The sequence below is a fragment of the Candidatus Enterococcus leclercqii genome (genome assembly GCF_009933135.1).
Taxonomy (GTDB): Bacteria; Bacillota; Bacilli; order Lactobacillales; family Enterococcaceae; genus Enterococcus_C; species Enterococcus_C leclercqii.
In genome coordinates, this window is record NZ_MAEH01000015.1 from 59,801 (window position 1) to 82,764 (window position 22,964).

19 protein-coding genes are annotated in these 22,964 nt (G+C 42.0%); 2 read left to right on the plus strand and 17 right to left on the minus strand.

Translation table 11 applies throughout. The features are described 5' to 3' along the window. Window positions 1–22: 22 nt before the first annotated feature. The 10 genes from BAU14_RS09875 to BAU14_RS09920 all read right to left on the minus strand — a co-directional run bounded on the left by BAU14_RS09875 (window position 23) and on the right by BAU14_RS09920 (window position 13,790). Window positions 23–3,508 carry a glycoside hydrolase family 2 TIM barrel-domain containing protein gene (locus BAU14_RS09875; RefSeq protein ID WP_161899941.1) on the minus strand — a complete coding sequence of 1,162 codons (3,486 nt, stop codon included), beginning with the start codon at window positions 3,506–3,508 and terminating at the stop codon, window positions 23–25. Between the two features lie 196 nt (window positions 3,509–3,704). After that, window positions 3,705–5,027 carry an ABC transporter substrate-binding protein gene (locus BAU14_RS09880; protein ID WP_161899942.1) on the minus strand — a complete coding sequence of 441 codons (1,323 nt, stop codon included), beginning with the start codon at window positions 5,025–5,027 and terminating at the stop codon, window positions 3,705–3,707. Between the two features lie 19 nt (window positions 5,028–5,046). Then, window positions 5,047–5,736: a hypothetical protein gene (locus BAU14_RS09885; RefSeq protein ID WP_161899943.1), complete on the minus strand. Its 690-nt coding sequence runs from the start codon at window positions 5,734–5,736 to the stop codon at window positions 5,047–5,049. A gap of 15 nt (window positions 5,737–5,751) precedes the next feature. Then, entirely contained in the window at window positions 5,752–6,636 is an 885-nt protein-coding gene (locus tag BAU14_RS09890; RefSeq protein WP_161900039.1) for a carbohydrate ABC transporter permease, read from the minus strand. Then, window positions 6,636–7,511 carry a carbohydrate ABC transporter permease gene (locus tag BAU14_RS09895; RefSeq protein WP_161899944.1) on the minus strand — a complete coding sequence of 292 codons (876 nt, stop codon included), beginning with the start codon at window positions 7,509–7,511 and terminating at the stop codon, window positions 6,636–6,638. The genes BAU14_RS09890 and BAU14_RS09895 overlap by 1 nt, the downstream gene beginning before the upstream one ends. A gap of 26 nt (window positions 7,512–7,537) precedes the next feature. Then, window positions 7,538–8,698, minus strand: a complete 1,161-nt coding sequence (locus BAU14_RS09900; RefSeq protein WP_161899945.1) for a GDSL-type esterase/lipase family protein — start codon at window positions 8,696–8,698, stop codon at window positions 7,538–7,540. Further along, complete coding sequence (locus BAU14_RS09905; protein WP_161899946.1) at window positions 8,691–10,649, minus strand: alpha-glucuronidase; 1,959 nt, start codon at window positions 10,647–10,649, stop codon at window positions 8,691–8,693. The genes BAU14_RS09900 and BAU14_RS09905 overlap by 8 nt, the downstream gene beginning before the upstream one ends. A gap of 12 nt (window positions 10,650–10,661) precedes the next feature. Beyond that, window positions 10,662–12,275, minus strand: coding sequence for a glycoside hydrolase family 43 protein (locus tag BAU14_RS09910; protein ID WP_161899947.1), 1,614 nt, complete (start codon window positions 12,273–12,275; stop codon window positions 10,662–10,664). A 442-nt stretch (window positions 12,276–12,717) separates the two neighbouring features. Next, window positions 12,718–13,347, minus strand: coding sequence for a GNAT family N-acetyltransferase (locus tag BAU14_RS09915; protein WP_161899948.1), 630 nt, complete (start codon window positions 13,345–13,347; stop codon window positions 12,718–12,720). Further along, entirely contained in the window at window positions 13,344–13,790 is a 447-nt protein-coding gene (locus BAU14_RS09920) for a GNAT family N-acetyltransferase (RefSeq protein ID WP_161899949.1), read from the minus strand. Before BAU14_RS09920 ends, BAU14_RS09915 begins: the two co-directional genes overlap by 4 nt. Window positions 13,791–14,082: 292 nt before the next feature. Here BAU14_RS09920 and BAU14_RS09925 point away from each other — a divergent pair, with 292 nt between their 5' ends. Further along, window positions 14,083–15,483 (plus strand): M24 family metallopeptidase, encoded by a 1,401-nt coding sequence (locus tag BAU14_RS09925; RefSeq protein WP_161899950.1) that lies wholly within the window; start codon window positions 14,083–14,085, stop codon window positions 15,481–15,483. A 146-nt stretch (window positions 15,484–15,629) separates the two neighbouring features. Here BAU14_RS09925 and BAU14_RS09930 read toward each other — a convergent pair whose 3' ends face one another. From BAU14_RS09930 to BAU14_RS14435, 7 genes are all read right to left on the minus strand, one after another. Continuing rightward, window positions 15,630–16,046, minus strand: a complete 417-nt coding sequence (locus tag BAU14_RS09930; RefSeq protein ID WP_161899951.1) for a DUF1801 domain-containing protein — start codon at window positions 16,044–16,046, stop codon at window positions 15,630–15,632. A 162-nt stretch (window positions 16,047–16,208) separates the two neighbouring features. Continuing rightward, window positions 16,209–16,535, minus strand: a complete 327-nt coding sequence (locus BAU14_RS09935; RefSeq protein WP_161899952.1) for a nucleotide pyrophosphohydrolase — start codon at window positions 16,533–16,535, stop codon at window positions 16,209–16,211. Beyond that, window positions 16,532–17,032 carry a YbaK/EbsC family protein gene (locus tag BAU14_RS09940; RefSeq protein ID WP_237580445.1) on the minus strand — a complete coding sequence of 167 codons (501 nt, stop codon included), beginning with the start codon at window positions 17,030–17,032 and terminating at the stop codon, window positions 16,532–16,534. The genes BAU14_RS09935 and BAU14_RS09940 overlap by 4 nt, the downstream gene beginning before the upstream one ends. After that, a complete protein-coding gene (locus tag BAU14_RS09945) occupies window positions 17,025–18,464 on the minus strand; it encodes an MFS transporter (RefSeq protein ID WP_161899953.1) in 1,440 nt (479 codons plus the stop codon). Before BAU14_RS09945 ends, BAU14_RS09940 begins: the two co-directional genes overlap by 8 nt. A 384-nt stretch (window positions 18,465–18,848) precedes the next feature. Next, window positions 18,849–19,034 (minus strand): hypothetical protein, encoded by a 186-nt coding sequence (locus tag BAU14_RS09950; protein WP_161899954.1) that lies wholly within the window; start codon window positions 19,032–19,034, stop codon window positions 18,849–18,851. Window positions 19,035–19,371: 337 nt separating this feature from the next. Continuing rightward, on the minus strand, window positions 19,372–19,956 hold the full coding sequence (locus BAU14_RS09955; RefSeq protein ID WP_161900041.1) for a hypothetical protein: 585 nt from the start codon (window positions 19,954–19,956) through the stop codon (window positions 19,372–19,374). A 730-nt stretch (window positions 19,957–20,686) separates the two neighbouring features. Continuing rightward, the gene (locus tag BAU14_RS14435; RefSeq protein ID WP_272927980.1) at window positions 20,687–20,818 is read right to left on the minus strand and encodes a hypothetical protein; all 132 of its coding nucleotides are present in this window, start codon (window positions 20,816–20,818) and stop codon (window positions 20,687–20,689) included. 452 nt (window positions 20,819–21,270) lie between these two features. Here BAU14_RS14435 and BAU14_RS09960 point away from each other — a divergent pair, with 452 nt between their 5' ends. Further along, window positions 21,271–22,758, plus strand: a complete 1,488-nt coding sequence (locus tag BAU14_RS09960; protein ID WP_161899955.1) for a helix-turn-helix domain-containing protein — start codon at window positions 21,271–21,273, stop codon at window positions 22,756–22,758. Window positions 22,759–22,964: the final 206 nt, after the last annotated feature.

The window sequence follows — 22,964 nt, forward strand, 5'->3', positions numbered from 1 at the left end:
CATTTCTCCTCATCTACACTCACTAAACATCGGCATGTTTTTTCATAGCGACATCCGTTGGCATAAATCGGAACCATTCAAAATTAAAGAATGAGCCTGGTAAAAAAATGAATTCGACTGTCTGTTTGCCTTTTAGTAAATGTTCAAAGGCCAAGCTCCTCACTTGAGATAGACTGCCAGCAGGAAAATCCAATAAATAGCGTTCCGTTCCCTCAGCAGAACTTACTTTGATTTGGATTGAATTATCATTTTTCGGTGCCTCACCACGGATTTCTATCGCTGATGCCCCACTCTCACCAAAGTTAAAATCTGTAAAAGTCAGCGTCACATTATTCCCAATCTGTTCAATAGCCCGTTCACTGATTACAAAGCTGTCTCCATAAATCCCATCATTTTCCAAAACAGAGACTTTTTCAAAGCTTCGCTCATATGGTTCAAAAACAAATTCTTTGAAATGAACTTTCTGCTTGAAAGAAAAGGTCATTGTTTGAACTCCTGAAAGGCGATTAGGTAGTTGGTAGGTTTGCTCTTGATACGTGTTCCAAACAGACCCTCTATCATAAATCACGGTTGTCATAAGTTGACTGTCCGAATCAGTCGGATAGCCTTGATATATCTCAATTTCAAAAGGATTCGGTTCCAAAGGGAATAAGGAGAGCGTCATCTGATTCGCACCTCGTTTGCCGAAGTCAATATCATCAAAAACTACCCAGCTAGTTCCATCCCGTAAAGTTGCGATACCTCGCTCATTACCATTTGTGAGCTGTACATTACTGCGAGTATAACGTCCACCAGAAATTGGTTTATAGGGATTGAGTTTACTATCCTTCAGACCAGAAAAAGCCAATGGCAACGTCTCATAAAAATCAAGATGCTTTTTGCCATTTTTTACGCCACATCGAACAATTGCAGTTCCATTAGCTTGTGGCTTGACGATTAGCCCGTCCTCTTGCTCGATTACTTTTCCAATATCGCTATCAATTCCCTTTTCATCCGTCAGTCGCCAAAAGAGCTGCGGCTTTTGTGCAGCTTTTGGTAGACATTCAGCAGTAATGAGATAGGTGCCATCAATACGTTCTGCTTTATCTAAAAGGATCTTACGTACTGGAACCTTCTCTAAGCTTGGCAAGGTTTGGGTCAGTAATTCAGTGAAGTAGTCGTTTGCGCCCTCCTGAATGACTGCTTTTTTGACAGTCAAATCTATCTGTGCCTCACTCAAACCTACACTTCGAACAGTAATGCTGATGTTTCCAGTTTTGTCATAGGGAGCAATGATTGCCAGCAACTTTCCTCTAAACATTCGCTTACGACTACCTTTATAGGCGGTAAAATCAGTGCTATCCCCATTATCCAGCCCGACTAAACGGCCCGCACCTTGAACTTCAACAGTCACTTCATTATTAGCATTTTTGACCAGTCTTCCCGTTTTGTCACTTGCATTGATTTCAATAAAACATAGGTCACGGCCGTCTCCCATTAGCCATGTCTTATCTGGTTTCATCTGTAAAGCGTAGGCATCATGAAATGTTTCTTCCCAGTCTTGTGCGATGATATCCCCCTCATAATCGTAAGCGACTGCCTTCAATTGTCCGGGTCGGTATTCAAGTTGCCAATCATGTAATAAACGCTCCCCATGAAGTGGGTCATTTTGTCGTTTTCCCAGCGATTTTCCATCAAAAAACAGCTCAATTTCAGGTGCATTACTGCAGACTCGCACATCAATAAGCTGCCCTTTCGTAAAATCCCAGTATGGAAACAGATGGATCATTGGAGCCTCTTTATAATCTGTCCAAGCGGCTTGAAAAGTATAATATGCGTCTTTAGGAAAACCCGCGGTATCGATCTGTCCCAAGTAAGAATTTTTAGTATCATAAGGAGTCGGCTCACCAATATAATCAAATCCCGCCCAAATGAATTGTCCCAGTGAGTACGGAGTGTCACGATCGTCTAGTATACAGCGTTCTACGCTATCAGCTCCCCAACTGGTTCGACTATTCCCCAACGCTGAGCATTGATAATCATCATCTGCCAACATGCTTTGTGACAGCGGAAAGTGATATACGCCTCGACTTTGTACTACCGAGCATGTCTCGCTTCCATAAATTACCCAGTCTGGATATCGTTCATGATGTGTAGCATAAATCTTTTCTGCATAATTGTAGCCGACTGCTTCAAGCAAGTTCGCTGCCTTTTGACTGTTTTCCCAAAGTAGATAGTTAGATCCGAAGGTAATGTAAGCATTATGAAGCGGATCATATTTTTTTACCAAGCGAATCAGTCGTTTCGTTGTAATCAGACCATCCTCACGCCCATGTGTATCATAAATTTCGTTACCAATACTCCACATAAATACGCTAGGATGATTGCGATCTCGTTTAATCCATGCTGCGACATCCAGCTCCGCCCACTCATCGAAGAAACGGCTATAGTCCTTCTGATTCTTAGGATGCAACCAAATATCGGTAAACTCTGACTGTACCAAGAATCCCATCTCGTCTGCTAGCTGGTAAAACTCGCGAGAAAAAGGATTGTGCGCCGTTCGAATAGCATTGACACCCATAGACTTTAGAATTATCAATTGTCGGCGGATTGCAGCCTCATTGGCCACTGCACCCAACGCGCCTTGGTCATGGTGTTGGCACACTCCTCGAATTTTCATATGCTGCCCATTTAGAAATAATCCGTCATCAGAATCAAAACGAATCTCGCGAAAGCCTGTTTTCTGGTCTAGCGTCTGCAATACACAATCTGTCGCAGATTTCCCGAAAAATGCTGCATCCTCTGCTAAAGTTGTGCGAAGTTCGTAGAGTTGCGGTTCTTTTGGTGACCAAAGAAGGGGATTAGTCACCGATAATTGTTGGTGAACCGTTTGCTCTCTATCAGTAAGGGTTAACTGTCTCGTTTCTTCAGCGACTACCTTGCCTTCTTTATACAATTCAATTCGTAAAGCTGCCGAGCCAGGTAGATAGCTTACCTCCTGCTGTCTGAGTGTAGTCTGTACCGTCAATTGCCAAGTATCCGATTCAGGGGTTACTCGCTCACTATGAAGATATTGGCCTTCAGGCGGCACATGAAGTTGCGGCACCTCGTGAAACCAAACATTCCGATAGATTCCTGCACCAGAATACCAACGAGAATTAGGCGAATCATGTTTTACTCTGACATAGAGGGTATTTAATCCGCTGATCAGATTTCCTAACGGTAAAATGAGTGGGGTGTACCCATATTTCCACTCCCCAATTTTTTGATTATTCAAGTAGACTTCTGCTTCCATATAAATGCCGTCAAATTCTAAATAATAGACACGCTCCGACTGTTTAGTCAAAATGAACTCTTTTTTATACCAGCCTTCACTAGCACGGTACAGATTGTTTACGTCATAAATCAACCAGTCATGAGGCATTTCAACACGTTGATAACCTTCATTTACCACCATTTCAGTAAAAGAAAAATCTTGCTGCAACTCTCGCTCTTGAAATAACCAACCGTCTAAAAAAAGTCTTTTCATGTATAAAGTCCTTTCTCATTTAAAGTACCAAATCATCCTTCTGCTATTTTATGATCTATGGATGTTAACTCAAATACTATGTGCAGTAGAAGTAAGCAACCCTAATTTGTAAAATCCCCCGGCAAACTACAATTGCCGGGGGATTTTCTTAGTCACTGCTCCCCTTATTAAGTCTAGCCTCAGAAGACTTGCAAAATCAGTTCAGCTTATAAGTGGATTTAAGTTTTTCAGCTTGTTCTTGTGTCTTGGTGTAAACATAATCAGTTGCATCGTCTAAAGACAAACCATTCAGCTCCATATTTTCCAAAGCATCTGATAAAATCGTTTGCAATGTTGCATCTTCATAAAAGACAGTTTCATTCAATGATTCAACGTTTTGAGAGTATTCATAGCCTTGTTTGACAGCCCCTTGGATCATATCTGCATCAATCAAAGTCTGTGCCGCATCTTTAGAAGCTGGTACCCCGCGTGTAACACCAAGAATCTCATTGGCTTCTTTACCATTGATAAAATCATTGACGAATTTTCCAGCTTGTTCTGGATTTTTTTCAAATTTGCTTATTGCTAATAAAAATGTTGGTTTTGCAATTGAAAAGGCACCTTTGGCATCGTCATTTTTCAACATATCTGCCACGATTAATTCCTGATCTGCATCTTTTAATGCTTGCTCGTTCCCAGCAATTCCACCAGTCCACTCCAGCACACCAGCGTATTCGCCCTTGATAAACTTGGCATTTTGTGCCAATGAAACAGGTTCAGTTCCGACATTTTCCAGGTAATCTTTTCGTGAATTAAAGGCACCGGCATCCACCATTTCCATGTACCATTTCAAAGCGGCTTTATAGTCTTCTTTGTTGTAATTCATATTTCCTTTTTCGTCGAACTCGGTTTCACCAGTCATCTGTTGCAAATAAATACCGGTTCCAAAGCGTGGTGTTGGTAACACTAGCGGATATGATCCGTCAGGGAACTTCGCAGCGGCTTCTTTTAATTCATCCCAAGTCTTAGGAATTTCTACCCCCAATTTGTCAAAAGCAGTTTTATTAAACAAGACAGAAACTACATTTTTCCCCAGAGGAATCCCGTTTTGAACACCGTTAAATTGACCAGTTTTCAAAAATTCTTCGTCATAAGTAGACAGATCGATTTCTTTAATCTTGCTTAAATCATAAAAACCATCCCCATCCGGAGAGAAGCGAGCCACTTGCGCACGATCCAATTGGATGATATCCGGAGTGGTCGCTTCTCCGCCAGTAAGCATCGTTGTTACTTTTTCTTCCAAAGATCCGAATCCCACATACTCTGCTTTGATCTTTGTATCTGGGTTTTCTTTTTCGAAGTTTTTAATCATATTCAAAGTTGCTTGGTGGCGATCATCATTTCCCCACCACCAAAAGCGTAAAGTAACGTCACCATCGGAGGATGCATTGTCTTTTTTAGCGGATCCACAAGCAGTCAATGCACCAGTCATCGTCAAAGCTGTCAACAAAGTAATCCCAATCTTTTTCCATTTTTTCATGTTCTCTTCCTCTTTTCTTTCATTTTTTATTTTGAACAGTAATCTGTTCAAAATATAATGCTAAGGAAAATCTTCTTTGAAGATTTTTCCATATAAGCAGGTTCAAAAATCCGCCTATAAACACAACATAATAAACAGCAACAAATTGGATCGATAAACATGCAATTCCGATATAAAACATATTCAAAAGAGTAACTAATGGCAAACGGTAACTCAGCAATAGTCCAGATTGAATCTTTTTGGCTAGCGATAACTCCTCAGCTTCTTTCCTCGTTTGAATCAAAAGTACAAACAAAATACAGTTAATTAAGAAGAAAGACGTAATCAACAAACCGGCAATTAAAAATTGGGTATCTTGAAACGTAGTCAGGATATGAATATCCGCTATGATTAATAAGATCGCCGCAGTAGCTATCGCCAGTACTTGCCAATTTTTCCTCAAAACTCGTGGGTACATTTTCATATATCGCTTAAGTGAATAGCTCTCTAATTCGGGCATAATCTGAAACTGCATCAGAATACTTTGCAGCAGCAGAAAAAGTGGAAGAACAAATAACACCAAATTATTGATTGTCATCTGAAACAAAAGCAGTGTCAACAGACCTAACAGATTTGACAAGATAAAGTAAGTGTTCGCAATCAAAATATGATAGAACCCTGTTACCCCATTCACTGTCCATTTTGTGATGTTATCCATAACTGATTTCATAAACTCACCTTTTCTTTATCCTTTGATACCGGAAGAAGTGACACCTTCAACAAAATATTTTTGAGCACTGAAAAACAAGATCAACGCTGGTAGCAATGAAATTAAAGACATGGCCAAAATCTGATTCCACTCCACTACACCAGAGGAAGTATCAATACTCATCTTCAATGCCAAAGCTACTGGGTATTTGTCAACAGATGAAATATAGATCAACGGACCTAAGAAGTCATTGAAACTCCATACAAATTGGAAAATGATACATGAAATTAATGCCGGCTTCAATTGTGGCAACAAGATTCTCCAGAGAATTTGGAATGAGTTACAACCATCGATAGTTGCTGCCTCGTCTAAATCTTTCGGAATTGATCGTAAAAATTGAATCAGCATAAAAACAAAGAATGGTTCTTGAGCAAAGACTGTCGGGGCAATCAACGGAATGTAGGTATCCAGCATGTTAAATTGTTTCCAAAAGATATACAGGGGAATCCGGGTAACCACCGCTGGTAAAAACATGGTTGCCATCAACAGTGCGAAAAGGACATTTTTAAACTTAAAATTGAATCGTGCAAATCCATATGCAGTCAAGGTTGAAGAAATCAGACAGAAAATAATCTTTGGAATAACGATTTTGAAGGTATTGGCAAAATAGGTTGTAAACGTGTACTCAGTTCTCGTTCGCCAGCCTTCAATATACGGAGTGAAATCAATTCGTTTTGGAATAAAACCAATTTCTGTGAAAATCTCCGTATTGGTTTTGAATGATGCACCCACTAGCCATAGAATTGGATAAATCATAACCACTGCGACGATTGTCAAAACCAGATAGCGAACTGCGGAGGACAACCGTCGTTTACGCCGCTCAGCTTTTTGTCGAGGGCTATATTGAATCTTACTTTCCATCATTTACCACCTCCGTCAGAGTAATATACCCAACGTTTTTGAGAACCAAATACCACTAGCGTAACAATTACAATAAGCAAGAAGAGCACCCATGACGCTGCACTGGCATAGCCCATTTCGAAGGATTTAAAAGCTTTATCGTAAATGAACATCGATGTCAGGTAAGTCGAGTTTAGTGGGCCTTTCCCTGTAACCAGATAAGGACCGTTGAATTCTTGTAATGCATTGTTCAACTGCATTATTAAATTGAAGAAAATCGTCGGTGTAATCAACGGAACAGTAATACTGAAGAAGGTTCTAAATTTACTTGCTCCATCAATCGATGCTGCTTCGTAATAGTCTTGCGGAATTTCTTTAAGTGCTGCCAAAAACAGCAACATTGAGGAACCGAACTGCCAAACTTTCAGCAAGACGATAACTGCCATCGCACCTCCTGGGGTAGATAACCAAGAAACTGGTGAAATCCCGAATGTTTCCAAAAATGTATTGATAAAGCCGTCTGGTTGAAACATGAATCGCCAAAGGATCGCAATCGCCACGTTCCCCCCTAAAAGTGAGGGAATATAATACGCTGTCCGATACAAGTTAATCGCTTTCAACTTAAAGTTCAAAATGAAGGCGATGAACAATGCAAACGCAAGCTGAACCGGCACCGTGATTGCTGTATACTTCAATGTTGCAATCAGCGAATTCACAAATTCCTGATCACTAAATAGTTTCAAGTAATTTTGTATTCCTACAATACTTGGTTCAGCAATCATGTTGTAATCGGTAAAGCTATAGTACAAAGAACTGACAAACGGCCAAATCGTTAATAGACAAAAACCAATAATCCAGGGCAATATGTAAACATACCCCATTTTTTCATTTTTCATTCTTATCTGCTCCCTTCTGATCCACCCTACTGCTGTAGTTTATCTATATCTATTGCGGCGGCTACTTTTTGGCCACCGGACATGTTCAAATGAATACCATCTCCAGAGTCAAAACGTAAATCCAAATTTTGCGGGTTACCCGCTTGTGCCACTGCCAGGTCTAAATCAAAATATCCATCTGCAAATTTTTCTGTTCGAATCCACTCGTTGACAGACTGTCGCAAGGTCTCCAATTTGTCAGAGTAAAAAATTGATCGTCCAAAGGGCATTAACGTACATAGCTGACAAGCTGCTCCATGGCTATGAGCAAGTTTTACATATTGTTTCAATCCAAAGATTACATTTTCCAATGAAAAATGTTCTTTTCCAGAATCATTATATGCCGTGAGAATATCGTTGATTCCATGCAACACGATCACACTGTCCACTGCGCCGGTGGAGAAAGTATCGGTCTCGAAGCGTTCCAACCCAGAACGACCATGCCGCTCATATGGATCTATATTTGGATCGGATGCTGTTAAAATCCGACTACCCCCGATCCCACGATTTACTAAAGCTATGTTTAGATAGTCATCTTTTGGTATACGTAGTTGTAGGCCATCTGTAATAAACCCTTGCTGAACTAGAGAATCTCCAAAGAAAACGACTTTCTTTTTCACAATCTTTTGCGGCAAATCAATGCCTGCAACCCCATAAATGAATTGCATTTTGGGATTTTCTGCTACCATGCGAAACAAGTGTTTTTGCGAAACTTCTTTTTCCTTACTAATGTTTGAAACCTTCGCGATTTGACGAGAATACATAACCAGTCCACTGGTAAGGGCCACCGGTTCAGCAAGTTTTGTCTCAATTCTTATGACAGTATCTGCTGCTATCTTTATTTCAACAGGATCGCTGATAAGTTGATAACCGGGACAAATTTTAATCTCTACTTTTCCATCAATCAGAACCGGCACTTTCGCTACTTCACCTGTACTCGGTAGAAGCACAGAGAGCAGCACAGATTGAAAGTGAATTGGCTCTACACCGAAACGATTTGAAAAACGAATCCTGATCTGTTCGGTATCTACTGACAATTTCAATGTAATCAGTTGTTGATCTTGCCAAATTTTCGAAGGCCACGAGCGATAATCCTGCTGGCAGCCGCTCCAAAAATCCGTCCATTCCTCTTGCACTGGCTTATGCATAAATCTTACGTCCCTGATTGTCGGCAATCCCGGATTTTCGGTAGAAGTAAGTATTGATCTGATCTCGCCACTCAATAGCCATGCGGTGTTGTTCCTTCAAAAGTTCTTCTACATTTTTAAAATCTGCCGGTGCAATTTCATTTTTCAGTTCCGACCAAGTCTTTTGATAGGCTTCAACTCGTTCGACTCCTTCAAAATGATTGTCATAAATATCCTGAATCAGCGTTTTACCATTTTTTAGTCGGTGTTCGTACCCTACATGATGGAACCACAGTAGCAATTCATCCGGGCAAGTCGTCAGCTCGTTAAACTCGTGGCAACGAGCAGGTGCATATTGTTCAACAAAACCGGTTCCCTGAGTAGTACGATCATTTCCGATCCCATTTCGGTCTGCAAAATGATATGTTCCCCAGCGGTCGTATTCGTAACCATCGATATCCGGTCCATAATGGTGATTCGGACGGCACATGAAACCTACGCCATTGGGTGCGTTATACAGTGCATAGGTTTCGCGAGAAGTCCCTAAGAGTTCACTAATCTTCTCTTGTGCTTTTTGACTGCTGGAAGTAAATGTCAACTGGGTCCATCGCTTGGCTAACAACTCACTAGTCAGCTGATTATTCCAAGCTAACCATCCATAAGAGTAAAGATTACTCTGCATTAGTTTGTGATGCGTCCAGTTACGGTCCATCCCTACGACACCAACAGCACAGATCCCGGAATATTCTGGTACTGGTGAGTTAGCCTTTATCAATTGTTTCACTACACTAGGCTCGTAGTCATGGTGAGTATCAAAGTCAAGCGCTTCTTTCCAGACAGGCACTTGGTAATAAATAGCTTTTTGCTGACCGGTATACTCCTGCGTCAGCTGAAATTCAATAATCTGATTCGTATTTCGTAAAGCACCGAACAGTGGTGAGATTGGCTCTCTTACTTGAAAATCTAGCGGTCCTAGTTTGATCTGAAGAACCACATTATCTTCAAATTTACCGTCTAACGGCAAGAAGTGGTCGTATGCCGCACGAGCGCGGTCGATGCTGCGGTCTCGCCAGTCTTGAGCACAGTTATAAACAAAGCAGCGCCAAATGCACAATCCCCCATATTCTTTCAGTATACTGCCGAAAAGATTGGCGCCATCGTCATGTCCTCGTCCATAGGCAAAGGGGCCAGGCTCTCCTTCAGAATCAGCTTTCACAACAAAACCACCAAAGTCTGGTATCACACGATAGATGTTTGCCACTGTTTCTTTCCAAAATGCGACTACACCACTGTCCAGCGGATCGGCTGTATCCAAGCCACCAATCTTTTTCGGAGCGGCAAAATTGATGGACAGAAATGTCTTTATTCCGTATGAAGCAAAAATATCATTAATCATTTTTACTTCTGGAAGATGTTCTTCGGTAATTAAGCGGGTTTCTAGTCGATGAACATTTACATTGTTAATACTTACACCATTGATTCCTACAGAGGCCAAGAGCCGTGCATACTGTCTGACCAAATTGAAATCTCTACGGAAGCTTCCATCTTTGAAAAAGATCGAGTCACCAGCATATCCTCGTTCAATCGATCCATCCATATTGTCCCAGTGATTGATCATTCGAAGGGCTTGGTCTGGTACGCTGTGAAAATCTTGGTAAATTCCCCCCTCACACCGCAATTTCTCGTAAACTTGAAACATCCCGTAAAGCAAACCTATTTCAGTTTGAGCTTGGATGTTCAATTTTCCTTCATCGGAAACAGCAACTTGAAAGCCTTCCTTGCCCAACTGCTGTGCTTCAATGAGTTCAAATGAGAGCTTTCCCTTATCCGTTTCGTTTATACCTTGGAACAAATGTTGCATCTCTTCTCTGATTACTGCCGTTACCGGAGTTTTTCCGTTGATTGAAAAGCTGTCAAAACCAGGCAACGCTACCTGTGTCTCTAGCCAACATGCATCACGATTCAGCTTCATGACTTCCTCCTGTTACTTTTCTTCATATTTGAAATAATCAAAATCAGCCGGTAATTCGTAACCTGAATAGTCAATGTTGACCATACCTACAAACGCACCGGTAAAGAACCCTCCATAAGTCTGCAGCACATAATCATCCGAGAGCACAGCTGCATCCAAATCAATTGGTAATTTTTGCCAAGTAATTCCATCAAATGAATAGGCATAGTTATAATGGTCCTGCTTGATGATTGCCTTAAACCATACACTTGCTCCTTCAGGAACTTGAATTGCGTCATTTTTTAAATAGCTGGTAAATACGCCCCGGTTATTCTCCGTTACCTCGATAACCCTCCCAAGGGTCTCGTGCCAAGTAACTTGAATCATGGACCAATGTTTAGAGTTATAGTAGTTAGCCAATCCTGCCATTTGTTGGTAAGTAAATGGTTGGTAGTCTACCTTCGTTTCAGCTTCAAACTCAAATGCCTGCCATCTACGCGCCACAAAGCTGACTTCATGACAACTACTCAATGAATCACGACCAATTAATCTCAAGTGGCCGGGGTTTACATCCAAAGATCCCATCCTTTCAGAAAAAGGAATCCTTAAAGTATTAAAGTTGATATTTAGTGTACACTCGTCAAAATGGTCTTGAATTGGTTGAACCTCTGGATAAGGTTGGAAAACAACTCCCTTCGGTGCATCAACTTCCACTGAGCCTTGTTTACCACCTACAATCATCGGCCACCCGGCTTCGTTCCAAATTACTTTTTGAATAGCAGTTTCACGCCCTAGCGTGCACCAACCTCTCGGATCATGATGTGATTCAGTCGCATGATGCCAAGGTCGCCCAGTCAGATGTGCGAAATACCATTCTCCTTCAGGTGTTTCTATCAGCGAGCCATGACCACATTTTTGTAACGGGTTATCCCCATCGAAAAAAGCAGTTAGAAAGGTTTCAGGCTGCGTTTCATACGGTCCATACAGATGATTTGAGCGAGCAACTACCTCTTGATGACTGTAAACTGTGCCACCCTCAGCCGCAAAAAGATAATATTGTCCGCGTATTTTGTAGAGATGCGGACCCTCTGTTAGTTTGACAGCTGTCCCGGTATAAATGATTTTTGCTGTTTCTGGAAGTAACCGTTGTTCAGCAACTGAATACTCCGTTAGTTTGATGCCATTGAAAGGGTGATGGTATTCTCTGTGATCCCACTCCATTTGCAATAAATACTTTTTGCCGTCATCATCGTGAAATAGTGAAGCATCAAATCCGACTCCGTTTAACCTAATTGGTTCAGACCATGGTCCGTGAATATCTTTTGCCGTGGTCAAATAGTTGATGCAATCTTTGAATGCCCCCTCTGTTACTTTTACATCAGTGTAGATTAACCAGAAAAGACCATCCGCATAAGAAAGATCTGGTGCCCAAATTCCACCTGAATCTACATTGCCTTTCATATCAAGAAGACTAGTCCGATCAAGAGGATGAGTGATTAATTGCCAGTGAACTAAATCTTTAGATTCATGAATTTGTACTCCTGGGAACCATTCAAACGTTGAGTTTGCAATATAATAGGTATCTTTGACGCGGATAATCGAAGGATCAGCATTGAAGCCTTTCAATACAGGGTTGGTAATTTTCATTTCACATCTCTCCCAAGTGTTGGATTCCTTTATCTCATTAAAAATAGGTAAACCTGTTATTCGCCTTTCATCAAAAATGTCGTTTGCTTCATAGCCGAAGATGTAAGAAAGTCACAAACAGGTTAATTCGTACGCTAAACTAACTTACATCCTAATATATAAGTTTGTTGGTAGATTGTCAAGCGCTTTCAGCGATTTTAATCTTGTTCCTAATAGATTATTTCAATTGTTTTTTTACTTTGACCTCTTGTTTACTTGTAGCCGTTTCGATGATTTTTTCATTTTCAGATATCGACTGAAGACTATGATTACGCAAAAAAAGAGCAGAGATTATTTCTCTCCGCTCTTCTAGCCAATACACTCTTTATTCCCATTGTTATAGTCTTTAAATTATAATTTCCAATAAAATGCAAGGTAATTAAAAACTAGCTTTTCTCTAATGTTACACCCCTTCAATAAAATGCTCTGGGTAATGATTCCAATAGCCTCGATAGGTCCAATCTTGTTGATGAAAGTTTTTTTGATACAAACGGAAAGTCACCCGCTTATTTTTAGGCAGCCATTGTTCATTGTACGAATAACGATAACTCAATCCTAGTTTTTCCATTACACGACCGCTGGCAGGATTATTAATGTCGTGGGTAGCCGTAACGTATTGCCAGTGATGACTCGCCATTTCTTTGATAACTGCCGCTGCGGCTTCGGTTATCAATCCTTGATTTTGCCAAGGAGGTAGTAAGCCGTAACCCAAATCGTGGCTGTCATCGGTGCTTGACACAGTCACGTAACCGATGGGCCTGCCGGAGGGATCTTCCTTTAGACACACTGCGTAATATGCGCCTATCTTCTCATCATAAACCGGCACCATTCGCTCCTCAAAAAATTGCTGTGCGGCTGCGAAGTTTTTCACAGGAAACCAAGGTAAGAAAGTGTTGATTTCCTTGTTTCCGAAGATTTTCTGAATTGCTTTTATGTCCCCTTCAGTTTGTTGAAAATGGCGCAAGTGCAGTCGTTTAGTAACCACCTTGTCTGGCAAAGGAGCGGGTCGTTCTTCTATCTCTGTACTTGTCATTTTTCATCTCCCATTTTTAGTGACAGATGCAACACTGGATAAGGACGGCCCTGTTCGTCTTCTTCAGAGCGGCCAGTTACGATAAACCCATTTTTTTCGTAAAAATGAAGAGCCTGGCGGTTAGCCTCATTGACAGAAACTTGTTGAATACCGGCTTTATCTTTCAATCGACTGATAATCTGGCTGCCCAGCCCTCGATTGCGGACTGTCGGATCCAAAAACAGCATTTCCAAACGGTCATCAAGGGTTCCGGAAAAGCCAATCAGTTCTTCTCTGTCATACCACATCTGCAAATCTACTTGCAAAAAATAGCGTGGCAGTTCTAGACGGATTTCTGCCAATACTTCTCTCGAAATAAAGTCGTGAGTCGCGGCTACCGACCGTTGCCACAATTCTATCAGTACCGGATAGTCCTCTTGCAGCGCGTCTTTTTTGATTAGCATTTATATACCTCCTATTTTGCGGCAGGGTTAGTTACATATCGACAAAAGGAGCAAATTTACTGCAGTTTCACTCGACTGTCATTGTTAAAAAAACTTGTCCGATTCCTCCCCTTGATTATACGCTAGTAGAGCAGAATATAGAAAATGTTGTGCTGAGGTGTAATAGGCGGCTGCATCGAAACCAAAAAGAGCAAAATTTAGCTTTGGACTCTTCCTCCAGGCTCCAAAAACCATCGCCAAGTTTTTCACAGCATGGTATCTTTAAGATAAGAAAAAAATGAGGAGGCTTTCTATGAGGACCCCAAAATTGAAACAAGTTGCCCCACCACCGGCTTTCTCCGAGATTGCGCCGGTACCCTTGACTGAGGCGACCATGAAGCAACGGCTGGAAAAAGTTTTGCGGCAGATGCGCCAAGCAGAATTTGAAGCATTGATTTTTTATGCGGATAAGGAACATGGAAGTAATTTTGAGTATCTGACTGGCTTTTTCCCTCGGTTTGAAGAGGCATTGCTGGTCTTACATGCAGATGGAACGGCCCATTATATTATGGGCAACGAGAATCTCAAAATGGTAAAGCACGCTCGTCTAAAAGGAGAGCTTCACCACTATCCGCTATTTTCATTGCCTAACCAACCAATGGATGGCCCAGTGGATTTAACAAAAATCTTACAAGCTTGCGGGATTACCTCACAGTTGAAAAAACTAGGCTTAGTGGGTTGGAAAATGTTTACAGCACCACAACAGACCAAAAACGAATCTGCTCTACCAATGTTGGATTTGCCCTATTTCATCGTAGCAGCAGTGCAACAAGCTGCTGCTACAGCTGAACTCAGCAATGGAATACACTTATTGATTGGTGATGGTGGTGCTCGCCGCTGCAATACCCCAAATGAAATCGCCCATTACGAGTACGGCGCCCAACTGGCTTCCAAAGGGATGTATGCGGCTTTATCTCGATTGGAAGTTGGCGTATCAGAGAGACAGTTAGGGGCTCTTTTAAATCAAGAAGGGCAGTTGAACAACGTTGTAACGATTGCTGCTACTGGTCAACGTTTTGAAAATGCGAATTTTTACCCCACTGATAAGCAAGTACGTATCGGTGATCCCGTCTCTTTGACAGTCAGCTACAAAGGGGGCTTATCCAGTCGAACCGGATTTGCGGTAGAAAATGTTACACAATTGCCAAAAGCACAGGTAGATTACTTGGAAAAAATGGTTTATCCATACTTCACAGCTGTAAGTGCTTGGCTAGAGTCTGCTAAAATCGGTATCACCGGCGGGCAGCTGTATCAACAAGTAGAGACTGTCTATCCGAAAGCCGTCTATGGCTGGCATTTAAATCCTGGCCATTTGACAGCCGATGAAGAATGGTTGGCTTCCCCAGTGTATGAAGAATCGACTGAGAAGCTGCAAAGCGGCATGCTGATGCAGCTAGACCTCATTCCGTCAGTGGCGGGTTACCAGGGAACAAGTACGGAAGAATGTCTCTTATTGGCCGATGAACAGCTGCAAAGCCAATTACAAAAGGAGTACCCACACCTCTGGCAGCGTATCCAGCAACGTCGTAACTATCTGATCAATGAACTAGGCATTGCCATTCACGTAGATTTATTGCCTTTGTCGAATCTGGTAGCTTATCTGCCGCCATTTCTTTTGGCCCATGATCAAGTGGTGGTTTGGCAAGCACAGTAGTAACTAAAAAGGTTAGTCTCTTTGGTTTGTACCAGTTACGTACCAAGGAGACTAACCTTTCTTATTTTTTATAAAGGATATGCTTTGACCAGCAAAGCCTGCATAAATCCAGTTTCAGCTGGCTCAATAAAAAAGTGTCTTAACTGTCAGCCATACCTTCGCAATGTTTCGGCAGTGGAAGCAACCAACAATTCCCGCAAAACAGCTAAATCAATGTCTGCTAATTTATTAACATAGATGCAACCAAGAGAGGCTTTATATTTCCCCAAACGTGTGAGAAGTTCCTCTTTTTCCGGAAATTTTGGTTCTACGTAAATACTGTGCCGCACTTTGCGGGGAGCAAAAGCTGCCAGGGGAGCATCCCCTTCGCGCCCGGAATCATAGCGGTAATGATACGTTCCAAAACCAATAATCCCACCGCCCCAAAGAATCGGTTCAAATCCGGTAACTTCAGTAAACAGCGCAGTCAACTGCCAAGCTTCCTCCTGCTTGCGGGCATGTGCAATTTCCTCGATGAAAGTTGCCGGGTCTGCTTGCAACGGACGCAATACCGGTTCTGTCATTTGCCTCTCCCCCTTTTATAACCAGTATACCGGGTCTTTATAGGGCTGCGGTAATTATTAGCTTACTCGTCACAAGTTTTTTAAGCCAGTATTTACGGCAGGCTACAAAAAAGCACCTTGCTGTCAAGTTAGTGAAGAAACTACTGGCAGCAAGGTGCTTTTTCAACGCTCTATGACTTTTTTGTTTGCAGGCGCCGGATATTTCACGGCATTTTTTACCAGTTTTTCAGCGATGATGGCATCGATATCGAGGGCTAGATTGTCAGCCATCATGTAGGAATAGATCAGAACGTCTGCCAATTCTTCTTTGACGCGCTCCAGATCAGCGACTCCTTCTTTTGCAGTCTTCCATTGGAACAACTCCAAGAGCTCAGCAGCTTCCAGCGAAATAGATAGCGCCAAGTCTTTTTCATTGTGGAAAGGACGCCAGTTGCGTTCATCTCGAAAGGCATTAATCTTGGCCATGCTGGTAGCAGTATCTTCTGTCATGCCTTTGCCTCCTCCTGAGTCAAAATATCTGCCACTAGTGGTTTTACCAGAACGATTAGTTCATCCACGGCGACTCTGACACTGACGCCGATTTCGCCAGCTGATACTAAGATTTCTTGATGGTTTTTGACAGAAGTATCGAAAATCTGGACATAATCTGGATGTTGCATTCTTATGCCGATAGGGGTGTTGGCGCCATGTTCATAGCCGGTAGCCTCTAAAACGTAATCCATCGGTGGAAAGCCAAGTTTGCGATTCCCGGTGGCTTTCGCAGTCTTTTTGTAGTCAAGTCGTGCATCTAATGGTACCAAAGCAATCACAGGGCCTGTCTTATTGCCTTTGAGCACTAGTGTCTTAAAGATAGTGCTCGTGTCGATAGCAAGTTCCTCGGCTTTCAGACGCGCCACTTCGTCTTCCATCGTCCAGGGAAATTCCACGCGTTCATACGCAGCTCCATTGGCTTCCAAAAATTCTTCAACAGCAGTTTTTTCAGACATTTTTCTGAATACCTCCTTGTTTTTTGATACGCCAGATAGTCAGGAAAAAGGCAACAAAACACAAAACAAAGCTGCCTAAAAAGGTAATCTTCATTCCATATAAAAAGACATCCGGCCGATCTGCGATATAGTTAGTTACTCGTTGGCCCATCTTAGCAGACATCGCTTGATATAAGACCGTCGTAGAAAGCGAAATCCCGATAACCATCCCCAAATTTCGGGCAAAGGAATTCATGGAGCCTGCCAGTCCCAAATTTTCGATAGTGACCGAGCTCATAACCATCGTATTATTGGGGGACTGGAACAAGGCATTGCCGGCACCCATGATAGCAGTAGCGACAATGTACAGCCACAAAGGAGAGTCTACTGACAAAAACATATACATAACCTGGGTCACTGACAATAAGCCCAAGCCTACTAATACCAAAATCTCCGGGCCAACCCGATCGGTCAGGTAGCCGCTTAAAGGCGCCCCGACGACCATCATCAAAGGAAAGACCATCATCAACAGTCCGGCATAGCTAGGACTCAACCCGCGGGCATTTTGCAGATAAAACGGAATCACTACATTGACAAAGAAATTGGAAGAAAAAATCAACAAGGCTGTAATCAAGCTCATGGTAAAAATCTTGTTCTTAAAAATACCGAAAGAAACCAATGGAAAGGCTGCTTTTTTTTCAACTTTTAAAAAGCTGATAAAGGCAATCACTGAAATTGCGAACAGTACAAGGGGGACTGGATGGAAAAAGCCACTTTCTTGCCCCAAAAAGATTGCTCCGAAAAAGCTGATAATCGTAGCCGCAATGGCAGCAAAGCCCCCTCTGTCGATTGCGTGGCCGCTCATGGTGATATCTTTTGGTAAGAATTTTTCAGCAATCAACATCGTTATGATTCCCACTGGAACATTGATCCAAAAAATGTACGCCCAAGAAAATTGGGACAAAATCACACCGCCAAGACCTGGTCCGGCAATCGAGCCTAATGAAACAAACGCACCGATGGCACCCAATGCCCGACCACGTTCATGTATGGGGAAGACTTCTGTGATAATTCCGGTATTTGTAGCCATGGTCATGCTGGCACCGATGGCCTGCACCACCCGGGCGAACAATAAAAACCCTAGCGAATGATTGAACCCACACAACAGCGAGCCCAAGACAAAGATCAGCGTACCGATCCGAAATACTTTGATTTTCCCACGGCTATCGCCAATTTTACCAAACAGCAGCAAACAAGAACAGACGATCATCAGGTAGACGGATACCACCCATTCCGCTTGATTCATTGGCACGCCCATGTCATTTGAGATGGTAGGCAGTGCAATGTTGACAATGCTGCCGTCCAGCGTAGACATGAAGGTAAACATGGATACGGCAATCAAAATCCACCAGCGATTTTTTTGAACTTTCGCATCTTCTTGATAACTATGCATAACAGGACTTCCTTTCTATTGACCGTGTAGCTAAGAACAGTATAGCTTATGGCCACAGCCCTGCAAACTACCCCCGCTCCACGTCATACTCGTGAGACTATGTATCATGAGCAGGTTATAGTATAGTTTATTTCCAAGAAAATTTCATATGTTTTCTCTTAGCATTGATGAAAATGAATACTAAGATTTGACCATCAAAAAAGAATACCCGGAAGTCGCCGCCTTTTTGACGGGTTCTTCCGGGTATTCTTTTTCTTTGTGCCAACCATTAATTTCGTCAGCTGAGGCTACTAAGTATTTTAAATCAAACGTTTTTTCTCTTGTGGCAACCTATTTTCGTGTTTAGTAAAACTGGTCATCTCGAAACTCATCATCCTTTGACGATCACTTATCCGGCGGTCCTATGAAGAATTTTCGAACTCCCGGGATAAACCACAAGATGGCAAAGAAAAAGGCGAATGCACACAAAATTTGTACCAACAGATTCATCTTAGGAAATAGCAAAGACAAAATAAAGTAAAATAAAATCCCTGCGATAACCGTACGAACAGTATATTTCGTTCCTTTCACAAAGACACTTCCTTTCACTCGTTTTTATCAGTGTACTGGACAATCCTAGTGATGGCAATGAAAGCAGCGCAGCAGCGACCAATTTTTGGAAGATGGATTGATGGATTTTTTGTGAACAGTGAGCCGGTAGACGTCTTGGCCCACATATCTCTTTTGCCAGATTGCTTACAACGTCTCGCCTCCTGATGCAGGACCACGACTTTTATGAAAAGAACAGCAGGAACCTTCCGCCTGTTCATTTCGTCAGCGACTCTTACTATTTTATCGTCAAATCCAAGTGTTTTTGCTACTAAGCTGTCTCATTTATTGCATCGACTCTATAGAAACCCACAGCAACTCAACTGGCATCTTTTTGTGATTGTTCCTTTTGAAGATAGGGTTCAAAGTATTTTCTTTCAGCATTTTTGCGTTGACGCACGGCTTCCTCTTTGTCATCGAAGAGACCCAATGAGTGACGAGTACCTTTAAACGTGAGATAGGCCGCCCATCTACCGTCGCGAGTTTGACTGATACCAGTGACACCGCTAGTATTGTTTTTGGGCATTTTTCTTCTCAAAGCACAGGTAACTACACCGTCAACTCGGGGAAGATTGTCGGCCAATGCCAAATGCCCACAGCTTTTGGTATGTCCTCGTAGCAAGTTGCCTTTGCCAACCCACAGCTGTTTCCCACAGCTGCACCTGCAGAATACTTCTTCGCCATTCTCGCTGAATTTTAAAACAATCAATTCATTGAAACGCTGACCAATTAGCTGTTTTAATTTATGGTGTGGGCAAGCGGTAACATAGCCTCGGATTAACTGTCTCCGAGAAACATAGATTTCCTCACCACAGCTGCAGCGACACTGCCAGACGATGCAGCCTTCTTTGCGGTGCATTGTTTTTCCAAGGACCGTCAACTCACCGAACTGTTGTCCAGTCATCTCGATGCAGCTCTCACGGTATTCCCGTTCCAAATGTCCACAACTACGGGTCCGACCCGCCTTTAAATTAGTATAAAAGCACTCTTTTTGTCTTCCGCAATCACATTGTGTAAGACATTTGATTCGGCTCTTCTCATCACGATAGGCCGATATGACCGTCAAATGGCTAAAACGGCTACCGACAATCTCCCTTAACGACAATGTCACCGGCTTGTCCCCCTTGTGCCTTTTCGGGCAACACCACCAGATACTTTGATAATTTCCGGACGTTTCGGCTCTGCTGGTTTTCTGTTTTTCAACTGAAGTTTGACTGCTTTGAACATTTATTGCTTCCTCCAAATTTCTCTATCAGCCGTCACTTACGGGATAGTGTGACAGCTATGATTTTTAAGCATTGAGAACAGTTATTAATGCTTACATTATGAAGACTTGCTTTTGTATTAGCGGATTTCACAAGGGGCCCCTCACAAAGAGAGAGACATTCTTAAGCTCAAGATATTTACTGAATACGCTGGATACTAGGTTGCTATTTGTAAGGCTTCTTACTCTATTCTCCACTTCTACTGATTTAAAAAGTTGATATCATTCTCAACTGCCTTTCATTGAATCAAAACATACGCCAGCAGCAACAGTCCCCCATAAATAGACCACAGTGCCAGCTCATAAACGATCCATTTTCTATCAGCAATTTTTTTCACAAGCAGGTACCCCCTTAGCTAAAGTCTGATAGTTAACCAAAACTGCCCGATTCTCCTTGCTTTTTATCCATATCTTCTCGGTTGGTGACTTTGCAAACAGCACTCATCCCACTAGAAATCTTTCTCACTAAAATGCTTAGTTCATTGCCCACCATTTTTTTCATGGCTTGCTTTCAGTTGACTTATGTACGCATTTTTATGGAAAATAATCGTTCTATCAGTGGCGGCGGCCTCACTTAAACATAAAAACAGCTGTCAGCTGGGGAATCGCCGACAGCCTTGTCATCTAGCCGTTAGGGTATCAGTAGTAATGGGAGACTGAAAGGTAAATAACGGACTAGCTTCATAGGTAATGCCCTGAGGTCGGGTATCTGATATTAGAATAGCTTCTTTTCCCCCCTTTTTTTTATCAAATATTTTCCAAAATCAATGAATTCAAAATAGATTCCACTGTTCCATTTTTTAACGCCAACAAGTCCAGCTGCCAAATATCCGATCATTTCAAGAATTCAAAACTTTGTCTAAAAGAATAGCAAAATGCTTGGGAAACAGGTAACATTTTAAATAGAGTATGGTTACCGACAATGACCACCATAAACAGAAAGCAGGAATGCCAATGAATCTAATCCAATTAATCGAAAAGAATGATCGCATTCAAATCTCAATCCTGCAATATCTATTAGATAACGGCCCGGAACTAGCTTCCCAAGATATAATGGATGCACTATCCATTTCTCGCTTCGTTTTTAAAAACAATATTGAAGGGCTGAGAGAACAGCTTCAGAACCATAACATTCCTTTATCCATTCAATTACAGCCTGAAAAAGACCTCATACGCTTTGAAAAGAGTGATCATGCTGATTTACGACCACTGTATTACGCTTATTTACAACGATCGGCGGATTACCAGCTACTCGTCTATCTTTTCAAACACTCTCGCTTTTCAATTCTTGGTTTGGCAGATACCCTTGCTCTCAGTGAAGCAGCTGTCTATCGTAAGATTGGTCGCCTGAATCAAAGCCTGGCAGAATTCAATATCACCATTAAAAAGCGGCAACTGGCCGGCGAACCATTACAAATTGCGTATTTCTTTTTTCAATTATTTTGGCGCGGAATCCCAGCTGAACAATTAGATTTGCAACTGGTAGATCGTGAAAGCTACGCATTTCTTAACTTGTTGGAAACGCGACTGGATTACCGCTTTTCTGAAAGCAATCGGATTAAACTTTTTTTGTGGATTAGAGTGTTGAAACAGCGTCAACCGTTCGCTGAGGATAGACCTGTTTTTGTCGAACAGTGGCAAGAATCTGCCAAAACTGATCCTCTTTACCATATTGTCGGACAGACGGCAAAAGACTGTCTTCCTTCACTAATCGCTAGCAACCATCAGAAACTCACACAGTTTCTTTACCTTTTTCTCACCTCCATGTCGGTCTTTTCACCGGGTGATTTGCCAGCTTCTCCAGAGAGCTACTGGCCAACCTTTGATCCGAAAGTACGTCTGCTCAATGATTTAGTAGTTGACCAAGTGAAGACAGCCTACCGCATCGAGCTTGCTGGGATCGATTCAAACTTCCTTCGCAGTTGGAAATATTACTTGACCCAGATTCACAGCAGTCTCTGCCATTTTTCTGGGATCATGACCTTCTTTGAAGAAGAATTTCTGTTCAGCTATTTTATCAATAACACCATCGCCAGCCCCAATCTTGAACTTGCTGAGGCCATCACTACTCAAATAGAACTTTTTTTGGAAACACCATTGCCTCCAGCTAACCGTCTATTTATTGTACGTAACCACTTATATTTCATTAACCAGATGGAAAAATTTTCGGAAAGAACCCTCAAAATCGGCGTTGTTTATGGTGTAGATCCCCTTCAAGAAAATATCGTGACAGAGCGTATTCGTAATGTATTTTCCGGTAAGTTCCAGCTTATTTGTGAAAATGCCAAACGAGAGACTTTCTATGATTTGCTAATTACCGACAGTATGTTATTTGCCACTGACTATGATTACAAACGACTTTACCTAGCCAATGAGTTGAGGACCACGACTGATCTAGCGGCGCTAAACCGACTGTTGACGGAGTTGACAAATTTTACTTAAGTCGCTAAAAATCTGCTCAGTAAAAATAGATGATAACTCTGTTTACCTCTTCTTTTAAGGCACCATTACCAAACGTGAACCATAAGCAAAAGACAAGCTGATTTTTTTAAAGCTCATTGGCAGCGGTTGGCTTTGTTAGGCTCAGTAGTCTGCTTATTAGTCCATACTAAAAAAGGAATGTAACATACGTAATTTCCAAGTGCTAA